Origin of the sequence: Acinetobacter lwoffii, from assembly GCF_029024105.1 — a bacterium.
Lineage (GTDB): Bacteria > Pseudomonadota > Gammaproteobacteria > Pseudomonadales > Moraxellaceae > Acinetobacter > Acinetobacter lwoffii.
This window is the reverse complement of the sequence record NZ_CP118963.1, coordinates 2,108,412-2,129,815: the sequence shown is the minus strand read 5'-3', so window position 1 is coordinate 2,129,815 and position 21,404 is coordinate 2,108,412. Positions and strand designations below refer to the sequence as shown.

Below are 21,404 nucleotides of genomic sequence, written 5' to 3'. Positions count from 1 at the left end.
ACCGAATTAAGCTTCGTAATGTTTAATAGTTTTGGTAAATTCAGACAGTACACTCATTTTCTCAAGTGCCTGACCGCCATAGATAATGTCATGTGCCAGCGCAACACCTTGCTTATAGCTGCTGGTCAAACCGGAGACATAAATACCTGCGCCGGCATTCAGCGCGATCATATTGGCGGCTTTATCGCCGATGTCTGATTTTTTCTTGCCCAGTGCATCTTTGATTAAAGCCAGACTTTGCGCAGAATCTTCCACAATCAGTCCGGTCAGAGTTTGCGATTCAATATCGACCGATTCAGGAATAATTTCCCATTCGGTGACTTCGCCATTTTTCAGTTCAGCAACATGAGTTGAAGAGGCTATACTGATTTCATCCAGACCATCACGTGAATGTACTACCATCACATGTTCAGCACCGAGCTGTTTCATAACTTCGGCAATTGGACGGCAGAGTTCATTGGAAAATACGCCAATGACCAGACGTTGTACGCCAGCCGGATTGGTTAAAGGACCGAGCAGGTTGAAAATGCTGCGAATCCCCAATTCTTTACGTGGGCCGATTGCATATTTCATGGCTTGATGATGATTCGGTGCAAACAGGAAGCCGACACCGACATCACGGATACAGCGTTCAGTCTGCTGCATATTCAGGTCCAGATTAATCCCGGCCTGTTCCAGCAAATCTGACGAACCTGATTTGGTCGAAACGCCGCGGTTACCATGTTTGGCAATGGTTGCACCCGCTGCTGCGATCACGAATGCAGAGGCAGTAGAAACGTTAAACAGGTTTTGACCGTCACCGCCTGTGCCGACGATATCGACCAGATAAGGAATGTCACTGACATCAATTTTAGTGGCAAGTTCACGCATGACACGTGCAGCTGCGGTAATCTCATCAATGCTTTCGCCTTTAAGACGTAAGCCCATCAGCAGGGCACCAATCTGGGCATCGGTCGTTTCACCTGACATGATGGCACGCATCACGTCTTGCATTTGATCCTGAGTCAGGTGAATGTTTTTAGTAATATTGCTTAAAGCTTGTTGAATATTCATAAGGTGTTCTTAGGCATAAATTTCGAGAAAGTTTTTAAAGATTTGATGACCATGCTGGCTCAGAATCGATTCGGGATGGAACTGCACGCCTTCGACCGGCAATGTCTTATGTTTCACACCCATAATTTCTTCCATAGAGCCGTCAGCTTCATTGGTCCAGCAGGTCACTTCCAGACATTCGGGCAAGGTGGCTTGATCAATCACCAGTGAATGATAGCGCGTTGCAGGAAATGGAGAAGGGAGATTGCTGAAAATCCCGGTATCACTGTGGTACATATCAGACAGACGGCCATGCATGACACGTTTGGCACGCACGATATCACCGCCAAATGCCTGACCAATACTTTGATGACCAAGACAAACGCCCAGTAAAGGAATTTTTCCAGCAAAATGCTGAATCGCAGGAATAGAAATCCCTGCCTCACTTGGCGAGCATGGGCCGGGGCCAATCACTAAATACTTGGGTTGCCATCGCTCTATATCTTCCAATGTCACGGCATCATTACGGACTACTTTTACTTCTTGATTCAGTTCGCCAAAATATTGGACGATGTTATAAGTAAAGGAGTCATAGTTGTCGATCATGAGAAGCATATCGCACGTAACCTCTTGAAAATTGTGAAAATGAGCATCTTTATTTCTAATCGTTACTCACTATGTTACTCACTTTTAGAAAAGTGACTGATTTTGCAGGCATTAAAAAGCCGCTCAATCAAGCGGCTACTTTACCAGTTTTTGAATGCCTTGTGACAACTTCGTTCACATAACTATTTAGGTAGTAACTTCGTGGACCATCTTTGCTTGGCTGGTCAATTTCTCCTTTTTTGATCCTGTCATATAAAGTTGGTTCGCTCATGTTCATGCGCTTGGCAAATTCCTTGATACTCACTCGGCGCTCATCCTGATTTGCCATTGCTCTTTTAAGCTCCTGCATTTCATCAAAAATGGCTTGGAGTAAATTGTGCTCAGCTTCAGTTCCCATCTAAGACACCTCCTTTAAGCTTTGAACTACTGATTCCGGCAACCCAAAAAAATCATTTAGAGTTTTATCAAATTCACCGCTTTCAATGAATTGATCCATCAGGTTTACTTGCTTATCGATATGGCTATCTTCACAAGGCTCACATGGTTTTTGAATATCAATCAATTTTATTCTCCCGATCCATTTACCATAGCTTGGTAAACTTGAAGAGCAGGGTGTCGGAATAGTCTCTCTCCCAGTGGTGCATTTTCATTAAGGCATTCAGAATTAGCTTTAGTGCCTCTTTGGATCATTGCTTCAGTTGGTTCTTTTGGTACTAAAACAAACCCTTCAGGCACCGCTTGGGCTTTACTTTTTGCACAAGCCAACCACGCGTACCACCGCTGGTTCATAAGGTGAACATACTCGACCTCTGTGTCGCTAACATTGTTTTTGCGCCACATAAACTGTTCTGTTTCTTCATTGAATTGGATTTTTCGAGAATCACCTTTGTAATTCACATAAACATTAAGAAACGCTTCTTTTTCTTTCTGAATATCCATCACACCACCTTCACATCTAAATAATCAGGGTTATCCAGATGTTCTTCATATTCATGAAATAACACCTGACATGCTGCATTACCTGTTAAATCACTTTTTAAAAACACATAGCTCAAAGTTTTACGTGTACCTTTTCCGGTAAATGTAGAACTGCCATCTGCAAGCTCTTTCTTTGAATAACCCAGCTTTTCAAGCCACAACTTAAAGCCCACTTGATGTTTCTTTTTAATTCTGAAGATCATCTGTACCCCCAGTTGCTTGCAAAATCCTGTAGGCAATCATCAATACCGAATAGGTTGATATTGCGGTAGGTCCGGATCCGACCCTTGTACTGCACAAGCAGTACTCGGGTCGTAGATGAGTAGGAGTAACTCATGAAGCCTCCCCAGTTTCAGCAGCTTGAATCAAGGCATCTTTGCGCTGTGCATACAGGCTAAGTAGTTCCTGATGATCAGCTGGAAGTAATTTAGCTGCAGGTATTGCTGGTGCCAGTCGTTCTAAAGTTTCAACTGAATCCATGTCATAGATTCGATTGATCAAAACCTGCTTCTTCTTTTTGTAGAACAGATCGATAGAGGCACTACCATGCTCAGCACTTTCCACTGCTGCTTGTTTGCGTGCAGTGTTTTCAATTTGATCAATCAAACTTGGTTGCGCGACTTCAATGACTTCTTCTGCGATTGGTTCAGGTTCAGCCTTAGGCGTGTATTGTTCAGGATCCAGCTCAAGCAATTTATCTTCGGTAAGCTTGCATAAGTGCTGTTGATATTTTTGATCTAAGTGTCCATTGGCCAGAAATACGTGACGGAATGAAAGAACGTCATCGGCCTTAGTAAACTGGGCAATTTGAGCTGTAAACTTTTCAACAAGCTTTACCGGGTCGGTTTCAATTGAATCCTCTTCAGTTTCTGCAACTGGAGCTTCAGTATTAACTGTGGATTCTTGCTCTACGACCTCAACAAGTTGAACTATCTCTGGCTCAGGCTGTTTTTCAATATCTGGTACAGCATCACCTGGGCCAGCTGGAATGCCAGGCTGCTCAGTATCTTCCTTGGCTTTTCGACTACGACGTTTCTTTTCAGGCTTTTCCTCACCGCCAAGTCGTACAACCAGGCAATCACCACTTAATTCACGGCCTAAAACCTTAGATATTGCTTGTAATTGAAGCTTTGCATTTTCAGCATCATATTGTACAAATCCATTATTGATGGATTCTATGAGTGCTGTACAGGTCATCTTGCCGAACTCAACAACATAGATAGATGAACCATATGTGTTGATGACATAGATATCTTGACCTTCACGAATATCATCAAGAGTCAAAGGCTTGGTAAATGTAATACCAGCCAGTTCCATGGTTTCAATCTTGATGCAGAACTCATAGCCTGGCATAGCGAAAATCGTAGCCGGGAATTGAGACAGATCATCAAAATCCATTAACTCATCAGCAGCACGGCACATGATATTGCGGCCAGCCATCATTGCTTCAAAAGCTTCTTTGCTATTTAAAATTTTCATGCTGTCATTGCTCCCTTCGCTACTTGTTCTATTTCATTTTTTACAGCTTCAAATTTAGAAGCTTCTATTTGGTTGAGAGCATCAAGCCCTAAGTGTTCACATACTGTTTTTGCATCAAGGCCACAGGTATCGATGAAATCCTGCAGATCGGCCAGCTGCTCATCAGAAATGCCATTGAACTCTGGTGGATCTGTCCATGCATTGCGCTGTCTATCGAATATGCACTTCATTTCCAGAGCACGACGAACCAGCTCGGCACGCATATTCTTGTAATACAGATGAGTGTCTTCAAGGGACTGAGTGAGCTGATTTAGATCACTCGCATACTGGGCCTCACCACAGCTTTGTACCCAGTTTTCTAGATCTTCTTGAGCCTTGATTGCGGCCAATTGATCTGGTGTCAGGGTATTGATATGGTCCTTAGCCTGTTTGATAAGATCGGCCAGAAATGTAGGGCTGGTCTTTAGATCCGGCACCCATACCTCACCAGTTTCACCACCTAAACCACCTGCATTTTTGGCATGGTGAGTGGGGCATGGTCTAAAGCTAATTACCCGGGCATTTTTACCTTCACCAGTAGTGACTGTGGTCAAATAGCCCATGATGTCAGCAATGCGATAAAGCTCATTTCGGTTTTTACCACCCAGATCAGGACGATAAATTACCTGGTCACCGCTTTGATCTTCAGAAGCGTGAGCAATAAACACCACATCCTTTCCAGATGCGATCAGAGTGTTCACATACTGTTTAAAGATGTTGTTGGCCAAACCCTGGGCTTTAAGCTTTAACGATCCATCTTTCTGTTTATTGGTCGCATTGAGCATTAAATGGGTTTTGATGCTTTCAAGCATTGCACCGACGGTATCAATCACAATGGTGTTATACGGTTCAAGATCGGCCATTGTTAGGTTTGCAACATCAGACCACTGGTGAGCCTGAACTACAGCACCGCGACGAAGCTCACCAGTACGGTGGGAACCCTTGTCAAAGTCGAATGAAATAGCCTTATCACCAGTAAAGCCGATAGAGGTTTTACCCAAGCCTGGATCTGCATACAGGTAAACAATAATTGCCTGAACTAGCAGCGCTTGATTCGCTGGAATAATATTAATCGCCATCTCAACGTGCTCCTGCAGGACGGTTATTACGCTTAAAGTTCTTATAGTCTTCCGATGCAAAGAAGCCGGTACTTTCTAAAACTTGATGACGCTTGTTTTTGCGCATAGCAACACGCGCATTTTCCAGTCCATCTAAAATCCATTTCGGAGTAAGGGATTTATCCATCTTCCTCAATGAGCCGTCCGGCTGAATGGAATAGATAGTTGTGTTGCAGAAATAGTCAGCAATAGTTCCTGAGCTTTTGACACGTAGGGCAAAATAGCTCGCCCGGGTTTTACCCACTCGATAGATTTCAAGTCCCTCAAAGGTCTTGATGTATTCAGAGAAGTAACGATGAGTTGAGTTGAACTCAATCGGCATTGGCACTACAGGTAGCTCATCTGCTTTGAATTGCAGGAAGCCGGTATAAAGGTCTACAAAATTAATTTGAGTTCGATCATTTAGAGGAGACCAGTCATCAGAGCCGCATTCACACCAGTAGACCGATTGACCATTCAAAAGCGCCTCAAAGATTTGATCAGCAGAATTTAAAATCATGACTGAACCTCCACCAGACGGTGCTTCATGATGTAGCCGGCGATCATTGAATTGATTTCGCGGTGATCTTGATGATCAGTGAAGTCGTTATATGGATTGCCATTAGCATCGAACACCTTGATTTCACCTAGTTCAACGACTTCTATATTTGTGAATTCGGAACCTGGTACACCGTAATCATCCGGGTGTGCTTCAACTTCAAATGAAGTGATTTCCAAACGGAAACCATCCAGATTTACGACAGCTTCACCGTGTACATCGTCGAGCATCTTTAAAGAGACGATTCCATATTCAGATTGAATATTTTGAGCTGGTGCTACCTGGTCAGTACCAAAGTCAGCAAGATGAGCAAATGCCAAGGCGCTTACAGTTAAGGCAGCGGTAAACAGAGTTACCTTGAAGCTATTGTGTGGAGTTAATTTTGTGTTCATAATAATTTCACTCAGTAGGGTGATGGGTCACGCTCCAGGTTGTTACAGCAACGCTGGGGCTTCTTTTTACTTAATAATTAAAGCATACTTTAATAAATGAGTTATGTAAAGCATACTTTAATTATATTTATAAACTTTGCTTTAACTTATGCTTTAATAGACAAAAGAAAACCCATCACAGGGATGGGTTGTCCTACAACAATAATCTTATTTTTTGTATTCAGTAATACTGATAGGTTTGTCTTTCATAAACTCTACAATACCTTCACCAGCTTTGAAGTGAATTGAAACACCATCATTATTGGCTAAACGCATACCACTTCCTGAAATAGCTCGCTTAAGGTGATAAACCTTGCCAGAATTATCTGTCATTTCTGCAGTTTCAAAATTATCCGAAGATTTCAATTCAACTGTAAGATCCATTGGACCAGTAAAGTTAATTACCTGAGTTTCAGTTGCAGTATTGCTCACAACTTTTTCTTGCACTACTTCGTTTTTTTGATTTGAAGTACAGCCAGTAATCGCTAATCCTAACAATGCTGCGCCTAACAGATATTTCATTGAGACTTACCTTTCTATTTATGAATCATAGGTATCATTATACTAATTGTTATAATGTAACATTTAAAGACAAGGTTACACTTACCTTACATAAAGAAAAACCCGCGGATAGCGGGTTAGTGATGCTTTACTTTGTTATTACAGACCCGGTCATGAGAGGTCTTAAGTCCAATATAAAGATTTAATATTTCAGAAGTAAGAAAGCTTTAGCACTGAATAGCATCTTTCTCTTTGTAGTGATCCAAAACTAAATCCATATCAGCCAGAAGTGCGACTTCAGAGTATTCACCGGGTGATAGCTTCAACAAGTTGGGCATATAGTTCTTTTCATACTCACGTGGGTAGTCTCTGCATAAGATTTTTACCCGTACATCTTGAGTGGTGAACTCTGAATCTAACTTTTCCAGATATTTGCTAAGAATATTATCTGAGTTCTCAAAAGCTGTAGTGGTGGCAATTGGATCTACATCTTCATCTGGTTGCTTCTGACAGCCGGACAAAGTCAAAGATAAGAGTAGGGTGGTAAGTGTGATGTGCTTCATAGTTATAGTTTTATTGTTATTGGTGAGTGAATTATAAGCGGAAATTGATAAAAGAAAAATCACCACTGGGAGTGGGGTGGCTAGGTTGTGAAAATTTATCGTCAAACACGATAATAAATCATCCAATAGCATTGATTAAATTTTTTAAAAACAATATCTTGTGTTGTCCTTGATAATGCTAGAAGAACTTATGCTCTCTGACGGAAATAGTAGTACATATAATAACGATTTCTATATTTTAGTTACTCTTATTTTTCTACCATTTTTTGTATTTTTGGATGGTCTTACACTGAGCTTATTTAATTTTTTTAGTGCAATTTTGCTGGCATCATGTCTTATCTGTTATTACTTCTTAGCATTTAGATATAATAAAATATATTGGTTAAAGATTTTTTTACTTATTATTTTTTTATCAATATATTTATTCTATTTTTTATTTTTCTTCTCATTTCTATACAATAAAAACAATAAATGGTCAGATGTAAGTGTTGATAATTTTAAAAAGCCATTAATTGTATGGATAGAAGACAAGTTGAAAGAATTAAAAGAGGATAAAAATTTACAAGCAAATGATATCAAAGTTGATATTACTGAGAAGAAGGAACAGATTGAATATGTAGAGGATGACTATTATGAAGAAGACTATGACGAAGTTGTTGAATATGAGGATGATGAGTCTTACTCTGATGAGTCATATCACTATTCTTCCTCAAATTCTGGTTACCATTCAGTAGAAGGATATACGCGCAGTGATGGAACGGAAGTAGGTGGTTATGTGAGAGGTAACCCTGATGGTATTGAAGAAAACAATATAGAATATATGCGTGATCACGGTGATCAAAATGGATTAGAACAAGCATATTCATTTTTAGATTAAATTTGAAAAATGGCAAAAAACCCACCGCTGGGGTGGGTTGGATGGAGTTTGTTGAGATGATCGGAGTAACCAGTAAGGGCGAACTAATCTCGGTGAAAGTGGGTCAGAGACCAAAAGGATTCCTTATAGGCATTCTTATTACTGATCCGGAACATCTCACTGAGGAAAATGTAATAAAGTAGGACTTACGCATTGACGGATTTAAAAAAGTCTCAAACTACTTTATAACGTATCTGTGATCAGACGAACTAAACATGCTTCTACAGCAACTTGTACATTACCCATTTATATGGGCTTTCTCATGACAGAACCAAACTCTATTAGCTGCACACAACTTGCCGAGACTTATAATATCTCGCATGACAGTGTAAATCGCTTTTTGGAGCGTGAAGACTACACAGCTCACGATCTATATCAAGAAGCAATTCAACACATTGATAATAATAAACTTATAGTCAGTATTGATGATACTGTTTTAGATAAGCCATATAGTCAACATATGGACTTAGTTAGCTATTTTTGGTCAGGTAAACACCACCGATCCGTCAAGGGTATTAATCTCATTACCTTGTATGCGACAGATCAACATGGCAAAAATATTCCAATTAATTTTCGAATTTATGATAAGTCAGAAAGTAAAACCAAGAATGATTACTTTATGGAGATGTTAAGTGAAGTACTCGATTGGGGTGCAAAGATTCAATTCATTACAGGTGATAGTTGGTATTCATCGACTGAAAATCTAAAAACCATAAGAAAACATGGTATTCGATTTATGTTTGGTGTCGACAGTAACCGTAAGGTTTCCCCTGAAAAAGGACAATGGTTTCAACTCCGTTTATTGCCGAATTTTCATCAGGGTCAAGTGGTCTGGCTCAAAGATGTTGGCTTTGTACAATTATTTAAGACTCAGTTAAAAGAACAGCAGAGATTTTATATTGTGCATCAAGATGAAGATGATTTATTGTCCTTTGATGGTTTTTATGAATTACATTCAAGTCATTGGAAAATAGAACAATATCATCGAGTAATTAAACAGGTTTGTCATATTGAAAAGTTTCAAGTAAGACGATCCAAGCTGATTTTGAATCATATTTTCTCAGCCTTGATGGCCTATGTTGAGATACAAAAGAACCAGTTTGAGCGGATCTTTGAAAATGTATATCGTTGGCAGAAGAAATTATTTAGACCAATTATCAAGAACTTTATTGATGAATTTATTCTCGATAAGAATCATCTGCTGCCACAGAAAATCTATAAATAATAGTGCGTAAGTCCTATAAAGATTAAATTGCACTTTCACGGATCAGATGGTCAATCAAATCAACATCATTGCCTAAGTGCTTTAAATATAAGTCAGGACCAGATTGATCTGAAGGATGGTGAATTAACACCAGAACCCAAATCAATCACATTGGGTATTCCAGCACTCACTACTAATTCTCTCGAGAAGGAGTTCTTCCCTAAATATCGAGATTTTTTCAGAAATTTGTTTAAAAAGTAAATTGTAATCTTCAGTTTTTGGATTTTCTGGAAAATCAGGATGGAATTCAAAGCTACACAATATATCTAAGAATGGAGACATTCTTTCAGCTATTAAATCAGCACGTTCTTTTGATGCACCATTTTCAACAAGGTTGTTTATCAATGAACTTCTAATTTCATCCTTGCTATTGGATTCAACTTTTGGAAATTGAAGAATATTGTCCATTTAATTTCTCCACCCGATCCAAGAGCCGCTCGGGTTGCGGCTTTTCCTATAATTATTTAAGAACAAGCACCAGCTTGCTGTGCTCCATAGGTTGCCTGGCTTTGTGTATATTTATCACCCGCACTGGATGAGAGCTGCTCAATCAGACCATCACAAGAAAAACCTGACATATCTAGATATTGTTTTGCAGATTTAACAGCCTGTTCATTCCAATCAACATTTAGGCTGTCTACTGCGACAGTGGCATCAGCAACCTCATAACCATCTCCATAACTAGATGAAAGTTGTTGTATAAGACCTTCACGTGAGAATCCTGTAAAGCTAAGATATTGTTCTGCAGATCTAACGGCATTTTTTTGCGGACCAGTCATACTTGGTGTTTCTGGTTCTGCTGTCTGGTTGATTGATTCAGGCTGCTCCATATCTTGATTAGTAGGTGTTGCTCCTACAGCCTGATTAGCTGTTACCGTAGTTGTATCAACTTTATTGTTTGGCTCTTCTTTTGAGTTATCCCCAAAAACTAGACCTATTACCAGCAGGGCAATAAATATAATTACCAACCATTTAATAAAAGTTTTCATAAAACTCCCCCTTACTTAATTTGATAAATATAGTTTGAAGCCCTTTTCGGGCTATATTTCGTTTCAGTTAAATAAAAAGCTGAATACGCTTAAACTTTTTATTCGCTTCAATTTCAGTTTTATAAAATTTGTCTTTATCAGTCGAATCCATAAATTTAGCAAAAGTAGTAGATTCAAGAAGACGGTAAAGAAATCTTTCACCCGTCTGAAGTACTATAGTCAACAGGTGGTGTTGATAAAGCACATAACTAATCTTGTGGGAATTGATTTCAATTGTTTGCATATCACACTTCCCATAATTAAAATTTTGATATACCCAAGCCGCATATAGAGGCTTTTTTTATTCATCCACCCAACAAAAATTGATTTAGGGTTTATAACTCAGAATACTTTTCTAAAAACTCATCTATCCATCCTTGAGCCACTTCAAGATTGGTTATGTCAATCAGCTTTAGATTGGTCTCTTCTGCTTCGTTAAAGCCTTCAATAATAGCCTCAAAGATATTTGCTTCAGTAATGACCTCACGTGCTATTTCAGCAGCATCATAGCTTTGCTTGGCCTTCTTAAGCGAAGCTATTTGCTTATCAATCCCTTCACCTATTTTACTTAATGCCAACTTAAACTCTTGACGATTAATCGTTAGCGCAGTTTTAGATTTGTTGAGTGTTGCGATCATTGTGTTTTCCTTTTTCGGGATTTTTTATCATGTTCAACATCTTGATAGAACCCAAGCCGCATATAGCGGCTTTTTTATTTCTTAAATTTTTCTATACAAACCAACAACTTTACCAACCAATCGACAATCTTCCGTCAGTTTAATAATTTGCTCAGGCCAATCTGGATTAAGTGGCTGAAGGTACTTATCACTGCCTTCAATAATTAGCTTTTTAAACGTAGCCTCACTCTCACCACAGCAGGCAATAATCACTAAATCATCGGTATGTAAGTCGAAAGTTTGAATATCAGGATTTACATAGATACGATCACCTGGCTTAAAGTCAGGCTTCATGGAATTTCCAACCACCACTAAACCATATCCATTTTTTCCACATTCTCTTATTGGCGGAAGATATTCATCCACTTCAACATCTTTAAGCACGGTTTCAATAGGGTCAAATGAACCAGCAGCTACCCATGAAATAACAGGTACAGGAAAACCTTCCATAGGAATTTTTTGAGATAGATCGATATTGTTATCAAGTTTCTGATCACTTGATGCATCAAGCATTCCATACTTAGGATCACCGGCTAACCAGTGGGGATTCACACCTAAAAATTGAGCAGCTTTAGCATTTTTAAAGCTATCAAGCGACTTTGTTTTTCCATTAATCCATTGGCCTACCGCAGCTACAGATGCTTCGCAATACTTAGCCATGGCCGCTCTGTCCAGTTTCTTAAGTTTATTCTTGGACAAAAAATGAGATATGGCCTGATTGATCCGATCCTCAAGAGTACTCATATTAAAATTCACTTTAAATTTAAAGCCAGCTTACAACAATATTAATAAAGCTTGCTTGCAAAAATATATTAAAGTACACTTTAATAATAAAGCATACTTTCGAGATTGAACATGAGAGTACTCATCAAAACCAGTGACGCTCTTGATCATTTTAAAAATGCATCACGCCTAGCTGAAGAAATTGGCATCACTCCCCAAGCGATTAATCAATGGGGTGAATACATCCCAGATCCTTCTGTTGGAAAAATCATGGCTGTTATACCAGGGATTTCCTACAAGATTGTTAGAGGAGTACCCACGCCATCGCGATTAACCGCTTAAATTAATTATTAAGCATTTGATTTTAATTAAATACGTTCGAAGGAAGGGAAAATGAACATAACAGATGCAGCGTACAACACAGTTCGTGACTACCCAGGTGGTTCAGCCTCATTAGCTCCACGTATGGGAATCAAAAGCCCCGCTGTTCTAAACAGCAAGATCAACCCAAATACTGAAACTCACCATCTAACACTTGCTGAGGCTTCTAAATTGATGGCTTTGACTGGTGACTTTCGTATTTTGCAAGCATTAGCTGCTGAGCATGAAAAGGTTGCAATTAACCTTCCCGAAATCCCTGAATGCCGCGATATGGCACTTACAGATAAGGTTTTGTGCGTCGGGATGCGTGGCGGGGATGTGATGAGTACGTTTCGCGAGATTATGGCTGACGGCCGCATCACTCCAGGTGAAGTGCGTGATATGTCAAAAGTAATTCACCAAATGCACGTTGTTTTGGCTGAGCTGGATAAACAAGTCCAGGCTTGTATCAATAACCCAGAAACAGAAAAAGCCTGACGGTCGAGGTCAGGCTTTTCGGTGTTTAAATCGTTGGAGATCCAAACAATGAATATGTTAACACAAGGAAATTTTAACATAAACGAAGTAACAATGTCATCACCTGAGATTGTTGATTTCATTAATAAATTTCGCAAAGAAACTGCCACTGTAGAGAAGCCATATAAAGAACTTCGTCATGATGACTTTATGCGGAAAGTCCCAGGTGTTTTAGGGGATAATCACGCTCCGAAATTTATCGGAACGCAAAACTACGGCAACAACAACACGCGACATATCTACAACTTCCCAAAACGCGAAGCCTGCTTGATGGCTATGTCATATAGCTATGAGTTACAGGCTCGAGTTTTTGACCGCATGACTTCGATGGAAGACGCGCTTAAGGCTAAAAATAGTTTTGACATCACTAATCCTACACATCTACTTCAAGCAATCGAAGTCCAAGCCAAGCTCAACATTGAGTTAAGTGAAAAAGTAGCAGTACTTGCACCTAAGGCTGAAGCATTAGAAGTCATTGCTGATACATCCAATACTTATTGCCTGCGTGAATGTGCCAAAACAATCGGTATTAAAGAATCAGACCTAATCAAGCTATTGATTGACAGAAAGTGGGTTTACCGCGACTCGGATCGCAAGCTTCAACCACATGCCCAGTATGTCATTAATGGCGTATTCACCAACCGTACATCACCAGTAATCACAAATCGCAACGATGGCAAAGAGCGTGTGTTCTTGCACATGCGTGTCACTGCTTTTGGCCTGACTCGTATTACAGGCCTAGTCAATAAGATGCGTAAAGCACAGCAGGTGGCAGCATGAGCATAACTTTAGAAGATGTTCTTGGCTTCATATCTTCATCTAGTGGTTCTGACTTAAATACGATTGCCGATGAAATGAAAGAAAGCGGCTTTGAGTATGAATGTCTTGAATGTGAGACCCATGAATGTGAAGAGCATGAATGTCATCACGATGAAGAAATGGCTGAAGTGAAAAATGAGTTTATTCACTATCTGATTGAACGAAACAATCAATTTGGCTTAGACGACATGCTTGATGAATTAAAGCGTGAAGGTGAGCGAGTCGGGGCTTATTTAAAAGTGGGGTGCAACTAATGCATAAATATTTACACCATATTGGTGACTTCATGCGTGACACAGTTCACCTCTCAACACTTGAGGAGTGTTTCTATCGACGCGCCCTGGATTTTTATTATCTTAATGAAAGTCCATTACCCAAAGAAACCCAGTCGGTTTTCCGTCGGTTACGTGCAACAACCGAAGAAGAGAAACAGGCAGTTTTAAATGTGCTTGGTGACTTCTTTACTGAAGAGGAAGATGGGTTTCACAACAAACGATGTGATGCAGAAATTCAAGCTTATAAGCTTCATGCTGACAAAAATCGTGAAAACGGCAAGAAAGGTGGGCGTCCGCCAAAAAAGAAGCCGGATGAAAACCCACGTAGCGAAGAAAGTGGCGAACCTAAAAACCCAGAAGAAACCCAGCCGGTTAATTTGGGTTCTGAAATTGAAACCCAAAAAAACCTTAACCATAAACCATTAACCGTTAACCAAAAACCATTAACCAATATTGATAGTAGTAATGCGTGCGAAGAAAAAATTTCTTTTCCACCGATTCAATTTTCTCAATATCAAGCTGAGGATCACAAACGCTATTCGATTCTTGAATGCGTACATGTATATCCAATTCACTACGATTTCATAGAACTTGGAAAGCAGCGTAATCCTGGTCTACCAGAACAAGATCTGATTGCTATGTTTACAAACTTTGGTGATTTCTTCTCAGCTAAGTCTGATAGCAAAAATACACCAAGCTTATGGCTGGTGAAATGGTTTACCTGGATTCAAAACAACAAAGACGAAGTACGCCGTCTACGTGAAGCCAAGAAATCTGCACCGGCTGCCAAACCTTCTGGATACCAAAGCCGAGCAGCACGTGAAGCACAGGAGTGGTTTGCTGAATTAGGTCAACCTGAAGAACAAGCCATAATTGATATCCATGCGGTTGAGGGGGTGGGCCATGCATAACCAGATCTCAAATCAAGTGAATGGACCTGATCAACAAGTTCGCAAATTTGGCGAAGAAGATGCCCGTTTACTGATCAAGGAAATGATTGAGCTACACGGCAAAAAATTTACTGATCAATGGGCCGGTCAGACTAAAGGGCAAGTGGTTGCCAAGTTTGCTCAGAAACTTTCTGTGCTGACTTATGAGCAATTCTTGCGAGGTCTTAAGCGACTGGACACGGCAAGCTGGCCACCATCGATTCCAGAATTTAAAGACTGGTGTTTAGGTGGGTATGAATATCAGACCGCTGATGAGGCATGGTTACAGGCTCTTAATTTTGAGAAAGAAAACCGCTCTGCTCGAATCAATCACCTAGCTAAAGCAGCTTATGACGCTGTAGTGGGTCCATATGGGATGCTAAAAACCACTGATACCGTACACAACGTATTTTGCAGTGTGTACAAACGACTCGTTACTGAAGCTAAAGAACGTGGTGAGCCTGATGGCGTGTTGGATGCTGTGATGCAGATTGAAAGCAAGGCTGAGGATCATAACCCGGTACCAAATGAAGTGGCAAAGCAAGCGCTTGAAGAACTTAAAAAGCGCATGAACGTGAAAAATCGCCAGGTACCAAAGCCTCAACGCCTCCAGTGCCAGCCGACTGCAATAGCTGATCCTTGGCCAGATCCTTTTGAAAATCCTGAGTCGTACTTGGAAAAATGCGAGATGGATGGGGTGAAGGTGCCTAAGGTTATTCGTGAGCAATTGGGAGGTCACTGATCATGTCAAAAGAATATGACTTTCAAACCATGGATTGGTGCGCATCGATGCATGCCGTAACCCAAGGCGAGAAAATGATTCGTATATTGCGTCAAATGATGGCTAAACGGGGCAAAACAAGCGTTTCTGATGTGATGGTACTAATGGAGGGTAATCGTCGCACTGTACAGCGTTATTTAGGTCAGTTGGAGCATGCCGGATATATCCAGAGAGATGGCGCTACACCTGCAGGCTTCACCGTAACTGAAAAGACTAAGCAGATTTTCACAGTGAAGGTGGCGGCGTGAAGGATCTAAACAAAACATTGATGTTTATTTTCATGGCAATTGGCGCCGTCGTTTTGAGGATATGGTGTGAATGACCAGCTACTCAATCGCTGAATACAAAAAGATGGTGAAAGCCACCAGACCGAAAGGGCGCTCCAAGCGTCCTAATGTGAAAGGCGAAAAAGTACCGAATGAGTTTGAGGCGAAACTGGCCCGAGAACTAAAGACTTTAAAAATTGAGTTTGAGCAGGAATTTGAGTTTCACCCAAAGCGGAAATGGAGAGCTGATTTCCACCTGGTAGGAAAAAAGATACTGGTAGAAGTTGAAGGTGCGATCTGGAGTGGAGGAAGACATACCAGAGGCAAGGGGTATATCGGGGACATGGAAAAATATAACGCAGCAACAATGCTTGGTTATCAAGTAATACGGTTTAGTACAGATCAAGTGAAGTCAGGTTTAGCGATACAGCAAATTGAGAAGATGGTAGGGCTATGAAGGTCAAAATTTGGGATAAAGAAATCAAAGGAAAGTTGTATGCCGTTGGTGATATTCACGGCTGCTACAACCTGCTTATGACTCGACTTAAAGAAATTAGCTTCGACTTTGAGAATGATTTGCTGGTTGCGGTTGGTGATCTAGTGGATCGAGGTACTCAGAACGAAGAATGCGTAAGTCTAATTGATGAGCCTTGGTTTACATCCGTAAAGGGTAATCATGAAGATTTGGTCATCATGGGTGATGTTAATCGCTCTTACTTCAATTGCCATATTCAAAATGGTGGTGAATGGTTTTATGACCTGGATTACCAGGTTCAGCGCGAAATCATTAAAAAATTAAAAACTCTACCGATTGCTTTAGAGATTAATCACAAAGGTAGAAAATTTGGCTTTGTTCATGGCCATATCGAACAGAACAATTGGGATGAGTTTAAAAGCATTCTAAATAATTTTGATCAAGCTCAGCACATTATCAAAAAGGAACGCTTCCCTACTGAATTAGCAATGTGGGGTCGTGATCGACTGGATGAAGAAAACCAACAATACACCCATGTTTCAGGAGTTGATGCGGTAATCATGGGACATACGGTTACTCAGAAGCCATGCAAGCGCGATAACTGCTACTGGATTGATACTGGTGCAGTTCATTGGGGAACAATGACAATTTTAGATTTAAGCAAGATTTAAGAGGGAATAGGGATGAATGCGATGGTTGGGGTTCAAAATATTATGCAGGCGGTTAATTGGTCAAAGTACTCACTGGAAGAGTGGCTTTACCAGTTTGGGGCTTGGATGAATAGCGTTTCTGGAACATGCGGCAAGAGCATCAATCCTATTGCTGTTGCTATGGATGAGGCGGTTGTAAAGCAGCGCAAGTTTAAGTTGGGTGTGAGAAAGACTCGTCAAATTATTGCTGATTCAATGCTGTCAGAGGAAAAGCCGAAATTATCCAGAGTTGGGGTGGTTTGTGAGATTGATGATAATGAAGCTCGGGCAGTCCAGCGCTTAATTCTGGATATGCAGGGTCAAAGTGAAATCATGGATGAGTGGATGGATGCGATTATCTGCCGTTATTTTTATGGGAATTCGTGGTCGCAGATGGTGAAATGGGAGATGAATCCAGTGGGCGACATGGTGAAAATGTATTCAGAAAATGATGCTCGTGCTGATGTGAAGTGCGGTTTGGCTGCATTGCACTGTCGTTATAAGTTCATTGAATATAAATAATGATTAGGGATTGACCTTGTACAAGGGTAATGCTAAATTCGTGTTATAGTGGTGCGAAGTGTAAGTAAGTCGCACTACTGATAGAAGGCTCATCGAAAGGTGGGCTTTTTTGACATTATTTATTCATAAAATTAAGTGATAATGCCTTTTTGTTTTTGAGCTCTAATTGAAATGGCGATTTTAACTGTTAAAAAACTAGAAGATACTCTCGGTAAATTAGTGGCTGAAGGCGAAAAGCCTGAAAAGATTTTATTAGGCTATAAAGCGTATGGCGAGCTAATGAATGATCGTAGCTTTTTTGAGGAAGTGGCTGGCTCGGCAATGGATCCAAACAAACGAAAATATAAAAATATTAAAATTAAGGTCACTCAAGACGAATACCAGTTTAACGTGAAATGTCAAAAATAGGTTTAAGCATCAAGGAAAGCTCGCCAAATGGTGGGCTTTTTTATGGCTGTTATTTGAAGTAGTATTTCATGAATAATAAATTAGGTTAATGTGATATGGATCATTCAACTAACGCGAATGTGTTTTCAGCATCCCCTCCAAGGTTTACTATTCAAAAATTTGTTGGTGAGCTTAAGGTTATTGATAGCGGGGTACTGCATTGTGAGTCATCTAAGCCTATTAGGTTTTTAATTGATGACTTTGAGTTGGTTTTTAACTTTATAAATAATGATGCTATTTCAACACAAAAGATCGAAACTAAGGCTGAGAACAATCCTGGGTTAAAACTTAAATTAACTCTGATGAATTTTAACAATCCTTTGGGGAGTGGACTGTTAGATCCAGTGCAAGTGGTTTTTTATAAGGGGCGCGAAATATATGTTTCTTTTTTCACTATTGTTGTGGAAGGGAATAGACAGTTTAATTATTCAATTCTAAGTAATTAATGGTGTTAACGTGAGTGAAGATAAAATCACATTTCGGTCACCTCTACCTAACACTGAAAGTGGGGTTGATGAAAAAAGCACATCTATCAATCCAAATCATATTGCAGATGCGAAAATTGTAGGAAGAATTACAAAAGAAATTGGCACTGGAGATGATGCTAAACACTCTATTATTTGGACCACTATTAGATGGTGTTTTATTATTGCTTCAGCAATAACTATTATTATTTTTCTATTTCTCTGGGTAGCATTTTCTAGCAACAATGCTGATGAAATTAATGAGTTAAGAAGATTTATACCTACAGTGTGGTCAATATTTACACCCATTATCACTCTGGCACTTGGTTACGCATTTGGTAAAGACTATAAGTAATTTTAAATTTCAAAAGAAGTTCATCGAAAGGTGGGCTTTTTTAATGCTTAGAATTTATGACCTAAAACGAAAATTAACCAAAATTAGACAATGAATAATAATTTCTTAATATTCTCTATACTTTCTGATCAAAGCCTTAGTGCTATATTGTTTTTGCGATAAGAAGAAGATGCAATACGAAGAAAGTGACTACAGCACTGGCCCACTTATTTGACGAGTAAGTGGGCTTTTTATTGCCTGTAAAAAGGCGACCCAAGCCTACTGGAGTGCTGACCAGTGGAACATGCCTTCGAGTAAACTTCCTTCGGGAATCTAGACTAGGGAGTAGCGTCCCGACCTAAAGAGGATTGAAAGCAAGTAAAGCAGACCGTGCATGTTAGGTGTGTGTGATTGTGAGTAGCGTTTGGCCCTGCGAAAAGGGCTTTTTAATGCCCTGAGAAATACTAGTGTAATCATACCAAATTAAAATGCTTGATTAACCAGGAATGAATCTTGCTTAGTTCGACAAAGTTAATGACATTATTTCAGTAATGAATATTATAAATTTATGTTTTATAAGTGAAAATAACTGACATTTCTTGCGACATGATTGCTTGATTGTCCAGGAGTAAAATCATGCTTAGATTACTGATGTGTTTATTCGGCCTACACGGTGCGACTGAGATCGATTACACGATTGATGATGAAGAAATCAAAGTGTGTCGGGATTGTTTGAAAGAAGTTGAATAACAATCACTCAAGCAAAGAGCTGTTTCATAAAGCTGTAATATTTAAGCAATATAGTTGCTCTGCAAAAGAAGAAAGACGTTGTGACGCAAGTCAAGCCCGTTTAATTGGAGAGAGTTAAACGGGTTTTTTATTGAAATATATTGCTATTTTCCTTTTGTCGAACGTATTACGACTCAAACCCCGTCATTAATTTGTCGGGGTTTTTCTTTTCTTATTGGTGGTGAATATGCGATTAGGTCGAATGAGTTTGGGAATGGCTTTGGCATCCATGGGGATGATTTGAAGTGGTGTTGTGTAGAATAGATATTTCAAATTTCAAAAAGCCCATCAGGTAGATAGGCTTTTCTTACTAATCAAAAGATTGAGCGATGATTTACTTTTTATCTGTATTTTCTTTTTGATCATCTTGCTCTTTAGTGGAGGTTGTATCATTTTGATTGGGTTTATCTTGTGTAGGCTTCTGTGTATGGTTTTCTGATTTAGGCTTGTTTTCAGTAGCATTATTTGAAAATTGATTGAAAGAAGCTTTTTGAGCGGTATTTGTATTAACTAACATAGTTTTCTCAATTTTTGTTGCCGAAGATTCGACCTATTCAGAGTGACATACTAGTAGCACTTACAATGGGATGATTTGGAGGGATAAGTGTAGATATATGTAGGATTTAAATGTTTATATCTTATTTATATTTCAAAGGTTTTTATAATAAACCGGTCGCCAGATTGATCTGTATCACTATTTAAATAGTCAAGGTATTTAATTTATATCTTCTCGATACATTGCTGATACAAGGGGTGTATATGGACGAAAAAGAATATTTCTGGAAAACCAAGAAGCGTCCAATCAAAACCAAACCCCGCAATAAGCCACTACCGAAAGCCAAAGAAAAATACTTAGAAGCAGAAGAAACCCTATTTCAAGAATTAGAAGAACATGCCATTGGTTATCGTCGAAAGTTTCAATTTGAATCAACCAAAAATTGGCGGTTTGATTTTTATATTGTGAAGCTGAACCTTCTTATAGAAATTGTGGGCAGTCCATGGGCGGTTGGTCGTGGTGGGAAAAAGATAGCGAATTCATTTAATAAGTATGATCTTGCTGAAGATCAAGGTTATACATTTGTGCGCCTTGAACCTCATCAGATTGAATCGGGTTATGCAATTAACTGGATTCGAAGTCAGTTAGAGAGATTAGAAGATGGAACAGTTCAGACCATTCCCGCCGACGGAGCTGATTGATCAGGCTGAGGAAGAAGAAGCCATTCGTTTGGCACCGGCACCAGAGCTTAAAGAATGGGTCGTGAATAACTGGCTTACTCTCGGTGGTGAACTACATAACCCAGATCACGACCATATTGCTGAGCTACTTCACGACAATGAAGAGTTCCTTGCATTCGCCTGGGCTTCATCTGCCGCTGTAGCGAAAAAACGTATGGTGCTGGGTCAGTGTGAAAAGGTCATGTTTAACCAGGGTGGCTGGAAGAAAGCACGTCAGGAACAGCAGATGCGAGACTGGTTTGGCTTTGTACCTCAATACTTGATTACTGTGGATGCTGCTTTCTGTGAGCAAGCCTCAGATCGTGAGTTTTGTCGCCTGATTGAGCATGAGCTTTATCACATCGGTGTAGAACGTGATGAAGATGGTGAAATCATTTATAGCGATATGACCGGACTGCCTAAGCATTACCTGGCTGGCCATGATGTTGAAGTGTTCTTTGGTGAAACTAAGCGATGGGGCGCAGATGAGTCAGTAAAAAGACTTTTGGAAATCTCCAAAAATGCGCCGTTTGTATCTGAAAAAAGTATGGCTGCGTGTTGTGGGAACTGTGTCATAGGTTAAATTTTTTTGCCTATCTTGTACGACGT

General features: G+C 39.8%; 35 protein-coding genes. 17 read left to right on the top strand and 18 right to left on the bottom strand.

Annotated features, from left to right (window positions below):
• Positions 1-6: 6 nt before the first annotated feature.
• The 12 genes from trpD to PYW33_RS10390 all read right to left on the bottom strand — a co-directional run bounded on the left by trpD (position 7) and on the right by PYW33_RS10390 (position 7,285).
• Entirely contained in the window at positions 7-1,053 is a 1,047-nt protein-coding gene (trpD, locus tag PYW33_RS10445; protein ID WP_004646399.1) for an anthranilate phosphoribosyltransferase, read from the bottom strand.
• A gap of 9 nt (positions 1,054-1,062) precedes the next feature.
• Positions 1,063-1,647 (bottom strand): anthranilate synthase component II, encoded by a 585-nt coding sequence (locus PYW33_RS10440; protein WP_004646400.1) that lies wholly within the window; start codon positions 1,645-1,647, stop codon positions 1,063-1,065.
• Between the two features lie 118 nt (positions 1,648-1,765).
• A complete protein-coding gene (locus PYW33_RS10435; protein ID WP_004646401.1) occupies positions 1,766-2,035 on the bottom strand; it encodes a helix-turn-helix transcriptional regulator in 270 nt (89 codons plus the stop codon).
• The gene (locus PYW33_RS10430) at positions 2,036-2,200 is read right to left on the bottom strand and encodes a hypothetical protein (RefSeq protein WP_004646402.1); all 165 of its coding nucleotides are present in this window, start codon (positions 2,198-2,200) and stop codon (positions 2,036-2,038) included.
• 2 nt (positions 2,201-2,202) lie between these two features.
• Entirely contained in the window at positions 2,203-2,577 is a 375-nt protein-coding gene (locus tag PYW33_RS10425; RefSeq protein ID WP_004646404.1) for a hypothetical protein, read from the bottom strand.
• Positions 2,577-2,819 carry a hypothetical protein gene (locus tag PYW33_RS10420; RefSeq protein ID WP_004646405.1) on the bottom strand — a complete coding sequence of 81 codons (243 nt, stop codon included), beginning with the start codon at positions 2,817-2,819 and terminating at the stop codon, positions 2,577-2,579. Before PYW33_RS10420 ends, PYW33_RS10425 begins: the two co-directional genes overlap by 1 nt.
• Before the next feature lie 130 nt (positions 2,820-2,949).
• Positions 2,950-4,095, bottom strand: a complete 1,146-nt coding sequence (locus tag PYW33_RS10415) for a hypothetical protein (protein ID WP_004646406.1) — start codon at positions 4,093-4,095, stop codon at positions 2,950-2,952.
• The gene (locus PYW33_RS10410) at positions 4,092-5,213 is read right to left on the bottom strand and encodes an ATP-binding protein (RefSeq protein WP_004646407.1); all 1,122 of its coding nucleotides are present in this window, start codon (positions 5,211-5,213) and stop codon (positions 4,092-4,094) included. The genes PYW33_RS10415 and PYW33_RS10410 overlap by 4 nt, the downstream gene beginning before the upstream one ends.
• Position 5,214: 1 nt before the next feature.
• Positions 5,215-5,751, bottom strand: a complete 537-nt coding sequence (locus tag PYW33_RS10405) for a hypothetical protein (RefSeq protein ID WP_004646409.1) — start codon at positions 5,749-5,751, stop codon at positions 5,215-5,217.
• A complete protein-coding gene (locus PYW33_RS10400) occupies positions 5,748-6,182 on the bottom strand; it encodes a hypothetical protein (protein ID WP_004646410.1) in 435 nt (144 codons plus the stop codon). The genes PYW33_RS10405 and PYW33_RS10400 overlap by 4 nt, the downstream gene beginning before the upstream one ends.
• Positions 6,183-6,389: 207 nt before the next feature.
• Complete coding sequence (locus PYW33_RS10395; protein WP_004646411.1) at positions 6,390-6,743, bottom strand: hypothetical protein; 354 nt, start codon at positions 6,741-6,743, stop codon at positions 6,390-6,392.
• Between the two features lie 206 nt (positions 6,744-6,949).
• Positions 6,950-7,285, bottom strand: a complete 336-nt coding sequence (locus PYW33_RS10390; RefSeq protein ID WP_026055773.1) for a hypothetical protein — start codon at positions 7,283-7,285, stop codon at positions 6,950-6,952.
• Positions 7,286-7,460: 175 nt separating this feature from the next.
• Here PYW33_RS10390 and PYW33_RS10385 point away from each other — a divergent pair, with 175 nt between their 5' ends.
• Both PYW33_RS10385 and PYW33_RS10380 read left to right on the top strand, forming a co-directional pair.
• The gene (locus PYW33_RS10385; protein WP_115736954.1) at positions 7,461-8,162 is read left to right on the top strand and encodes a hypothetical protein; all 702 of its coding nucleotides are present in this window, start codon (positions 7,461-7,463) and stop codon (positions 8,160-8,162) included.
• Positions 8,163-8,397: 235 nt separating this feature from the next.
• Positions 8,398-9,426 carry an IS701 family transposase gene (locus tag PYW33_RS10380; RefSeq protein WP_080591875.1) on the top strand — a complete coding sequence of 343 codons (1,029 nt, stop codon included), beginning with the start codon at positions 8,398-8,400 and terminating at the stop codon, positions 9,424-9,426.
• A gap of 141 nt (positions 9,427-9,567) precedes the next feature.
• Here the strand turns inward: PYW33_RS10380 and PYW33_RS10375 are convergent, their stop codons facing one another.
• From PYW33_RS10375 to PYW33_RS10355, 5 genes are all read right to left on the bottom strand, one after another.
• Positions 9,568-9,873: a hypothetical protein gene (locus PYW33_RS10375; RefSeq protein WP_004646414.1), complete on the bottom strand. Its 306-nt coding sequence runs from the start codon at positions 9,871-9,873 to the stop codon at positions 9,568-9,570.
• Positions 9,874-9,929: 56 nt separating this feature from the next.
• Positions 9,930-10,454 carry an Ltp family lipoprotein gene (locus PYW33_RS10370; protein WP_004646415.1) on the bottom strand — a complete coding sequence of 175 codons (525 nt, stop codon included), beginning with the start codon at positions 10,452-10,454 and terminating at the stop codon, positions 9,930-9,932.
• A 67-nt stretch (positions 10,455-10,521) separates the two neighbouring features.
• Positions 10,522-10,737, bottom strand: coding sequence for a KTSC domain-containing protein (locus PYW33_RS10365; protein WP_004646417.1), 216 nt, complete (start codon positions 10,735-10,737; stop codon positions 10,522-10,524).
• Between the two features lie 91 nt (positions 10,738-10,828).
• Positions 10,829-11,131, bottom strand: a complete 303-nt coding sequence (locus PYW33_RS10360; protein WP_004646418.1) for a hypothetical protein — start codon at positions 11,129-11,131, stop codon at positions 10,829-10,831.
• A gap of 81 nt (positions 11,132-11,212) precedes the next feature.
• The gene (locus tag PYW33_RS10355; RefSeq protein WP_016807135.1) at positions 11,213-11,914 is read right to left on the bottom strand and encodes a S24 family peptidase; all 702 of its coding nucleotides are present in this window, start codon (positions 11,912-11,914) and stop codon (positions 11,213-11,215) included.
• 111 nt (positions 11,915-12,025) lie between these two features.
• Here PYW33_RS10355 and PYW33_RS10350 point away from each other — a divergent pair, with 111 nt between their 5' ends.
• The 13 genes from PYW33_RS10350 to PYW33_RS10290 all read left to right on the top strand — a co-directional run bounded on the left by PYW33_RS10350 (position 12,026) and on the right by PYW33_RS10290 (position 18,812).
• Entirely contained in the window at positions 12,026-12,235 is a 210-nt protein-coding gene (locus tag PYW33_RS10350; RefSeq protein WP_004646420.1) for a Cro/CI family transcriptional regulator, read from the top strand.
• A gap of 51 nt (positions 12,236-12,286) precedes the next feature.
• Positions 12,287-12,751, top strand: a complete 465-nt coding sequence (locus PYW33_RS10345; RefSeq protein ID WP_004646421.1) for a phage regulatory CII family protein — start codon at positions 12,287-12,289, stop codon at positions 12,749-12,751.
• Positions 12,752-12,799: 48 nt separating this feature from the next.
• Positions 12,800-13,570 (top strand): phage antirepressor KilAC domain-containing protein, encoded by a 771-nt coding sequence (locus tag PYW33_RS10340; protein ID WP_004646422.1) that lies wholly within the window; start codon positions 12,800-12,802, stop codon positions 13,568-13,570.
• On the top strand, positions 13,567-13,863 hold the full coding sequence (locus PYW33_RS10335; RefSeq protein ID WP_004646424.1) for a hypothetical protein: 297 nt from the start codon (positions 13,567-13,569) through the stop codon (positions 13,861-13,863). The genes PYW33_RS10340 and PYW33_RS10335 overlap by 4 nt, the downstream gene beginning before the upstream one ends.
• Entirely contained in the window at positions 13,863-14,795 is a 933-nt protein-coding gene (locus PYW33_RS10330; protein ID WP_004646425.1) for a YdaU family protein, read from the top strand. Before PYW33_RS10335 ends, PYW33_RS10330 begins: the two co-directional genes overlap by 1 nt.
• Positions 14,788-15,555, top strand: a complete 768-nt coding sequence (locus PYW33_RS10325) for a hypothetical protein (RefSeq protein ID WP_004646426.1) — start codon at positions 14,788-14,790, stop codon at positions 15,553-15,555. Before PYW33_RS10330 ends, PYW33_RS10325 begins: the two co-directional genes overlap by 8 nt.
• A 2-nt stretch (positions 15,556-15,557) precedes the next feature.
• The gene (locus tag PYW33_RS10320; RefSeq protein WP_004646427.1) at positions 15,558-15,842 is read left to right on the top strand and encodes a helix-turn-helix domain-containing protein; all 285 of its coding nucleotides are present in this window, start codon (positions 15,558-15,560) and stop codon (positions 15,840-15,842) included.
• 70 nt (positions 15,843-15,912) lie between these two features.
• Positions 15,913-16,317, top strand: a complete 405-nt coding sequence (locus PYW33_RS10315) for a DUF559 domain-containing protein (protein WP_004646429.1) — start codon at positions 15,913-15,915, stop codon at positions 16,315-16,317.
• Positions 16,314-17,006 (top strand): metallophosphoesterase, encoded by a 693-nt coding sequence (locus tag PYW33_RS10310; protein WP_004646430.1) that lies wholly within the window; start codon positions 16,314-16,316, stop codon positions 17,004-17,006. Before PYW33_RS10315 ends, PYW33_RS10310 begins: the two co-directional genes overlap by 4 nt.
• A gap of 12 nt (positions 17,007-17,018) precedes the next feature.
• Positions 17,019-17,546 carry a hypothetical protein gene (locus PYW33_RS10305; protein ID WP_004646431.1) on the top strand — a complete coding sequence of 176 codons (528 nt, stop codon included), beginning with the start codon at positions 17,019-17,021 and terminating at the stop codon, positions 17,544-17,546.
• A gap of 171 nt (positions 17,547-17,717) precedes the next feature.
• Complete coding sequence (locus PYW33_RS10300; protein ID WP_004646432.1) at positions 17,718-17,954, top strand: hypothetical protein; 237 nt, start codon at positions 17,718-17,720, stop codon at positions 17,952-17,954.
• A 95-nt stretch (positions 17,955-18,049) separates the two neighbouring features.
• Positions 18,050-18,439 (top strand): DUF6864 domain-containing function, encoded by a 390-nt coding sequence (locus PYW33_RS10295; protein WP_004646433.1) that lies wholly within the window; start codon positions 18,050-18,052, stop codon positions 18,437-18,439.
• A 10-nt stretch (positions 18,440-18,449) separates the two neighbouring features.
• Positions 18,450-18,812 carry a hypothetical protein gene (locus PYW33_RS10290; protein WP_004646434.1) on the top strand — a complete coding sequence of 121 codons (363 nt, stop codon included), beginning with the start codon at positions 18,450-18,452 and terminating at the stop codon, positions 18,810-18,812.
• A 1,102-nt stretch (positions 18,813-19,914) separates the two neighbouring features.
• On the opposite strand, the gene PYW33_RS10285 is transcribed toward PYW33_RS10290, so the two are convergent.
• Complete coding sequence (locus PYW33_RS10285; RefSeq protein ID WP_004646436.1) at positions 19,915-20,097, bottom strand: hypothetical protein; 183 nt, start codon at positions 20,095-20,097, stop codon at positions 19,915-19,917.
• Between the two features lie 242 nt (positions 20,098-20,339).
• Here PYW33_RS10285 and PYW33_RS10280 point away from each other — a divergent pair, with 242 nt between their 5' ends.
• Positions 20,340-20,777, top strand: a complete 438-nt coding sequence (locus PYW33_RS10280; RefSeq protein WP_004646437.1) for a hypothetical protein — start codon at positions 20,340-20,342, stop codon at positions 20,775-20,777.
• On the top strand, positions 20,737-21,378 hold the full coding sequence (locus PYW33_RS10275) for a putative metallopeptidase (protein ID WP_004646439.1): 642 nt from the start codon (positions 20,737-20,739) through the stop codon (positions 21,376-21,378). Before PYW33_RS10280 ends, PYW33_RS10275 begins: the two co-directional genes overlap by 41 nt.
• The last annotated feature ends 26 nt before the right edge of the window (positions 21,379-21,404 follow it).

Bases quoted from the DNA above. Each gene is read 5' to 3' on its own strand.
- trpD (WP_004646399.1), bottom strand. From the start codon at position 1,053: ATGAATATTCAACAAGCTTTAAGCAATATTACTAAAAACATTCACCTG.
- PYW33_RS10440 (WP_004646400.1), bottom strand. From the start codon at position 1,647: ATGCTTCTCATGATCGACAACTATGACTCCTTTACTTATAACATCGTC.
- PYW33_RS10435 (WP_004646401.1), bottom strand. From the start codon at position 2,035: ATGGGAACTGAAGCTGAGCACAATTTACTCCAAGCCATTTTTGATGAA.
- PYW33_RS10425 (WP_004646404.1), bottom strand. From the start codon at position 2,577: ATGGATATTCAGAAAGAAAAAGAAGCGTTTCTTAATGTTTATGTGAAT.
- PYW33_RS10420 (WP_004646405.1), bottom strand. From the start codon at position 2,819: ATGATCTTCAGAATTAAAAAGAAACATCAAGTGGGCTTTAAGTTGTGG.
- PYW33_RS10415 (WP_004646406.1), bottom strand. From the start codon at position 4,095: ATGAAAATTTTAAATAGCAAAGAAGCTTTTGAAGCAATGATGGCTGGC.
- PYW33_RS10410 (WP_004646407.1), bottom strand. From the start codon at position 5,213: ATGGCGATTAATATTATTCCAGCGAATCAAGCGCTGCTAGTTCAGGCA.
- PYW33_RS10405 (WP_004646409.1), bottom strand. From the start codon at position 5,751: ATGATTTTAAATTCTGCTGATCAAATCTTTGAGGCGCTTTTGAATGGT.
- PYW33_RS10400 (WP_004646410.1), bottom strand. From the start codon at position 6,182: ATGAACACAAAATTAACTCCACACAATAGCTTCAAGGTAACTCTGTTT.
- PYW33_RS10395 (WP_004646411.1), bottom strand. From the start codon at position 6,743: ATGAAATATCTGTTAGGCGCAGCATTGTTAGGATTAGCGATTACTGGC.
- PYW33_RS10390 (WP_026055773.1), bottom strand. From the start codon at position 7,285: ATGAAGCACATCACACTTACCACCCTACTCTTATCTTTGACTTTGTCC.
- PYW33_RS10385 (WP_115736954.1), top strand. From the start codon at position 7,461: ATGCTAGAAGAACTTATGCTCTCTGACGGAAATAGTAGTACATATAAT.
- PYW33_RS10375 (WP_004646414.1), bottom strand. From the start codon at position 9,873: ATGGACAATATTCTTCAATTTCCAAAAGTTGAATCCAATAGCAAGGAT.
- PYW33_RS10370 (WP_004646415.1), bottom strand. From the start codon at position 10,454: ATGAAAACTTTTATTAAATGGTTGGTAATTATATTTATTGCCCTGCTG.
- PYW33_RS10365 (WP_004646417.1), bottom strand. From the start codon at position 10,737: ATGCAAACAATTGAAATCAATTCCCACAAGATTAGTTATGTGCTTTAT.
- PYW33_RS10360 (WP_004646418.1), bottom strand. From the start codon at position 11,131: ATGATCGCAACACTCAACAAATCTAAAACTGCGCTAACGATTAATCGT.
- PYW33_RS10355 (WP_016807135.1), bottom strand. From the start codon at position 11,914: ATGAGTACTCTTGAGGATCGGATCAATCAGGCCATATCTCATTTTTTG.
- PYW33_RS10350 (WP_004646420.1), top strand. From the start codon at position 12,026: ATGAGAGTACTCATCAAAACCAGTGACGCTCTTGATCATTTTAAAAAT.
- PYW33_RS10345 (WP_004646421.1), top strand. From the start codon at position 12,287: ATGAACATAACAGATGCAGCGTACAACACAGTTCGTGACTACCCAGGT.
- PYW33_RS10340 (WP_004646422.1), top strand. From the start codon at position 12,800: ATGAATATGTTAACACAAGGAAATTTTAACATAAACGAAGTAACAATG.
- PYW33_RS10335 (WP_004646424.1), top strand. From the start codon at position 13,567: ATGAGCATAACTTTAGAAGATGTTCTTGGCTTCATATCTTCATCTAGT.
- PYW33_RS10330 (WP_004646425.1), top strand. From the start codon at position 13,863: ATGCATAAATATTTACACCATATTGGTGACTTCATGCGTGACACAGTT.
- PYW33_RS10325 (WP_004646426.1), top strand. From the start codon at position 14,788: ATGCATAACCAGATCTCAAATCAAGTGAATGGACCTGATCAACAAGTT.
- PYW33_RS10320 (WP_004646427.1), top strand. From the start codon at position 15,558: ATGTCAAAAGAATATGACTTTCAAACCATGGATTGGTGCGCATCGATG.
- PYW33_RS10315 (WP_004646429.1), top strand. From the start codon at position 15,913: ATGACCAGCTACTCAATCGCTGAATACAAAAAGATGGTGAAAGCCACC.
- PYW33_RS10310 (WP_004646430.1), top strand. From the start codon at position 16,314: ATGAAGGTCAAAATTTGGGATAAAGAAATCAAAGGAAAGTTGTATGCC.
- PYW33_RS10305 (WP_004646431.1), top strand. From the start codon at position 17,019: ATGAATGCGATGGTTGGGGTTCAAAATATTATGCAGGCGGTTAATTGG.
- PYW33_RS10300 (WP_004646432.1), top strand. From the start codon at position 17,718: ATGGCGATTTTAACTGTTAAAAAACTAGAAGATACTCTCGGTAAATTA.
- PYW33_RS10295 (WP_004646433.1), top strand. From the start codon at position 18,050: ATGGATCATTCAACTAACGCGAATGTGTTTTCAGCATCCCCTCCAAGG.
- PYW33_RS10285 (WP_004646436.1), bottom strand. From the start codon at position 20,097: ATGTTAGTTAATACAAATACCGCTCAAAAAGCTTCTTTCAATCAATTT.
- PYW33_RS10280 (WP_004646437.1), top strand. From the start codon at position 20,340: ATGGACGAAAAAGAATATTTCTGGAAAACCAAGAAGCGTCCAATCAAA.
- PYW33_RS10275 (WP_004646439.1), top strand. From the start codon at position 20,737: ATGGAACAGTTCAGACCATTCCCGCCGACGGAGCTGATTGATCAGGCT.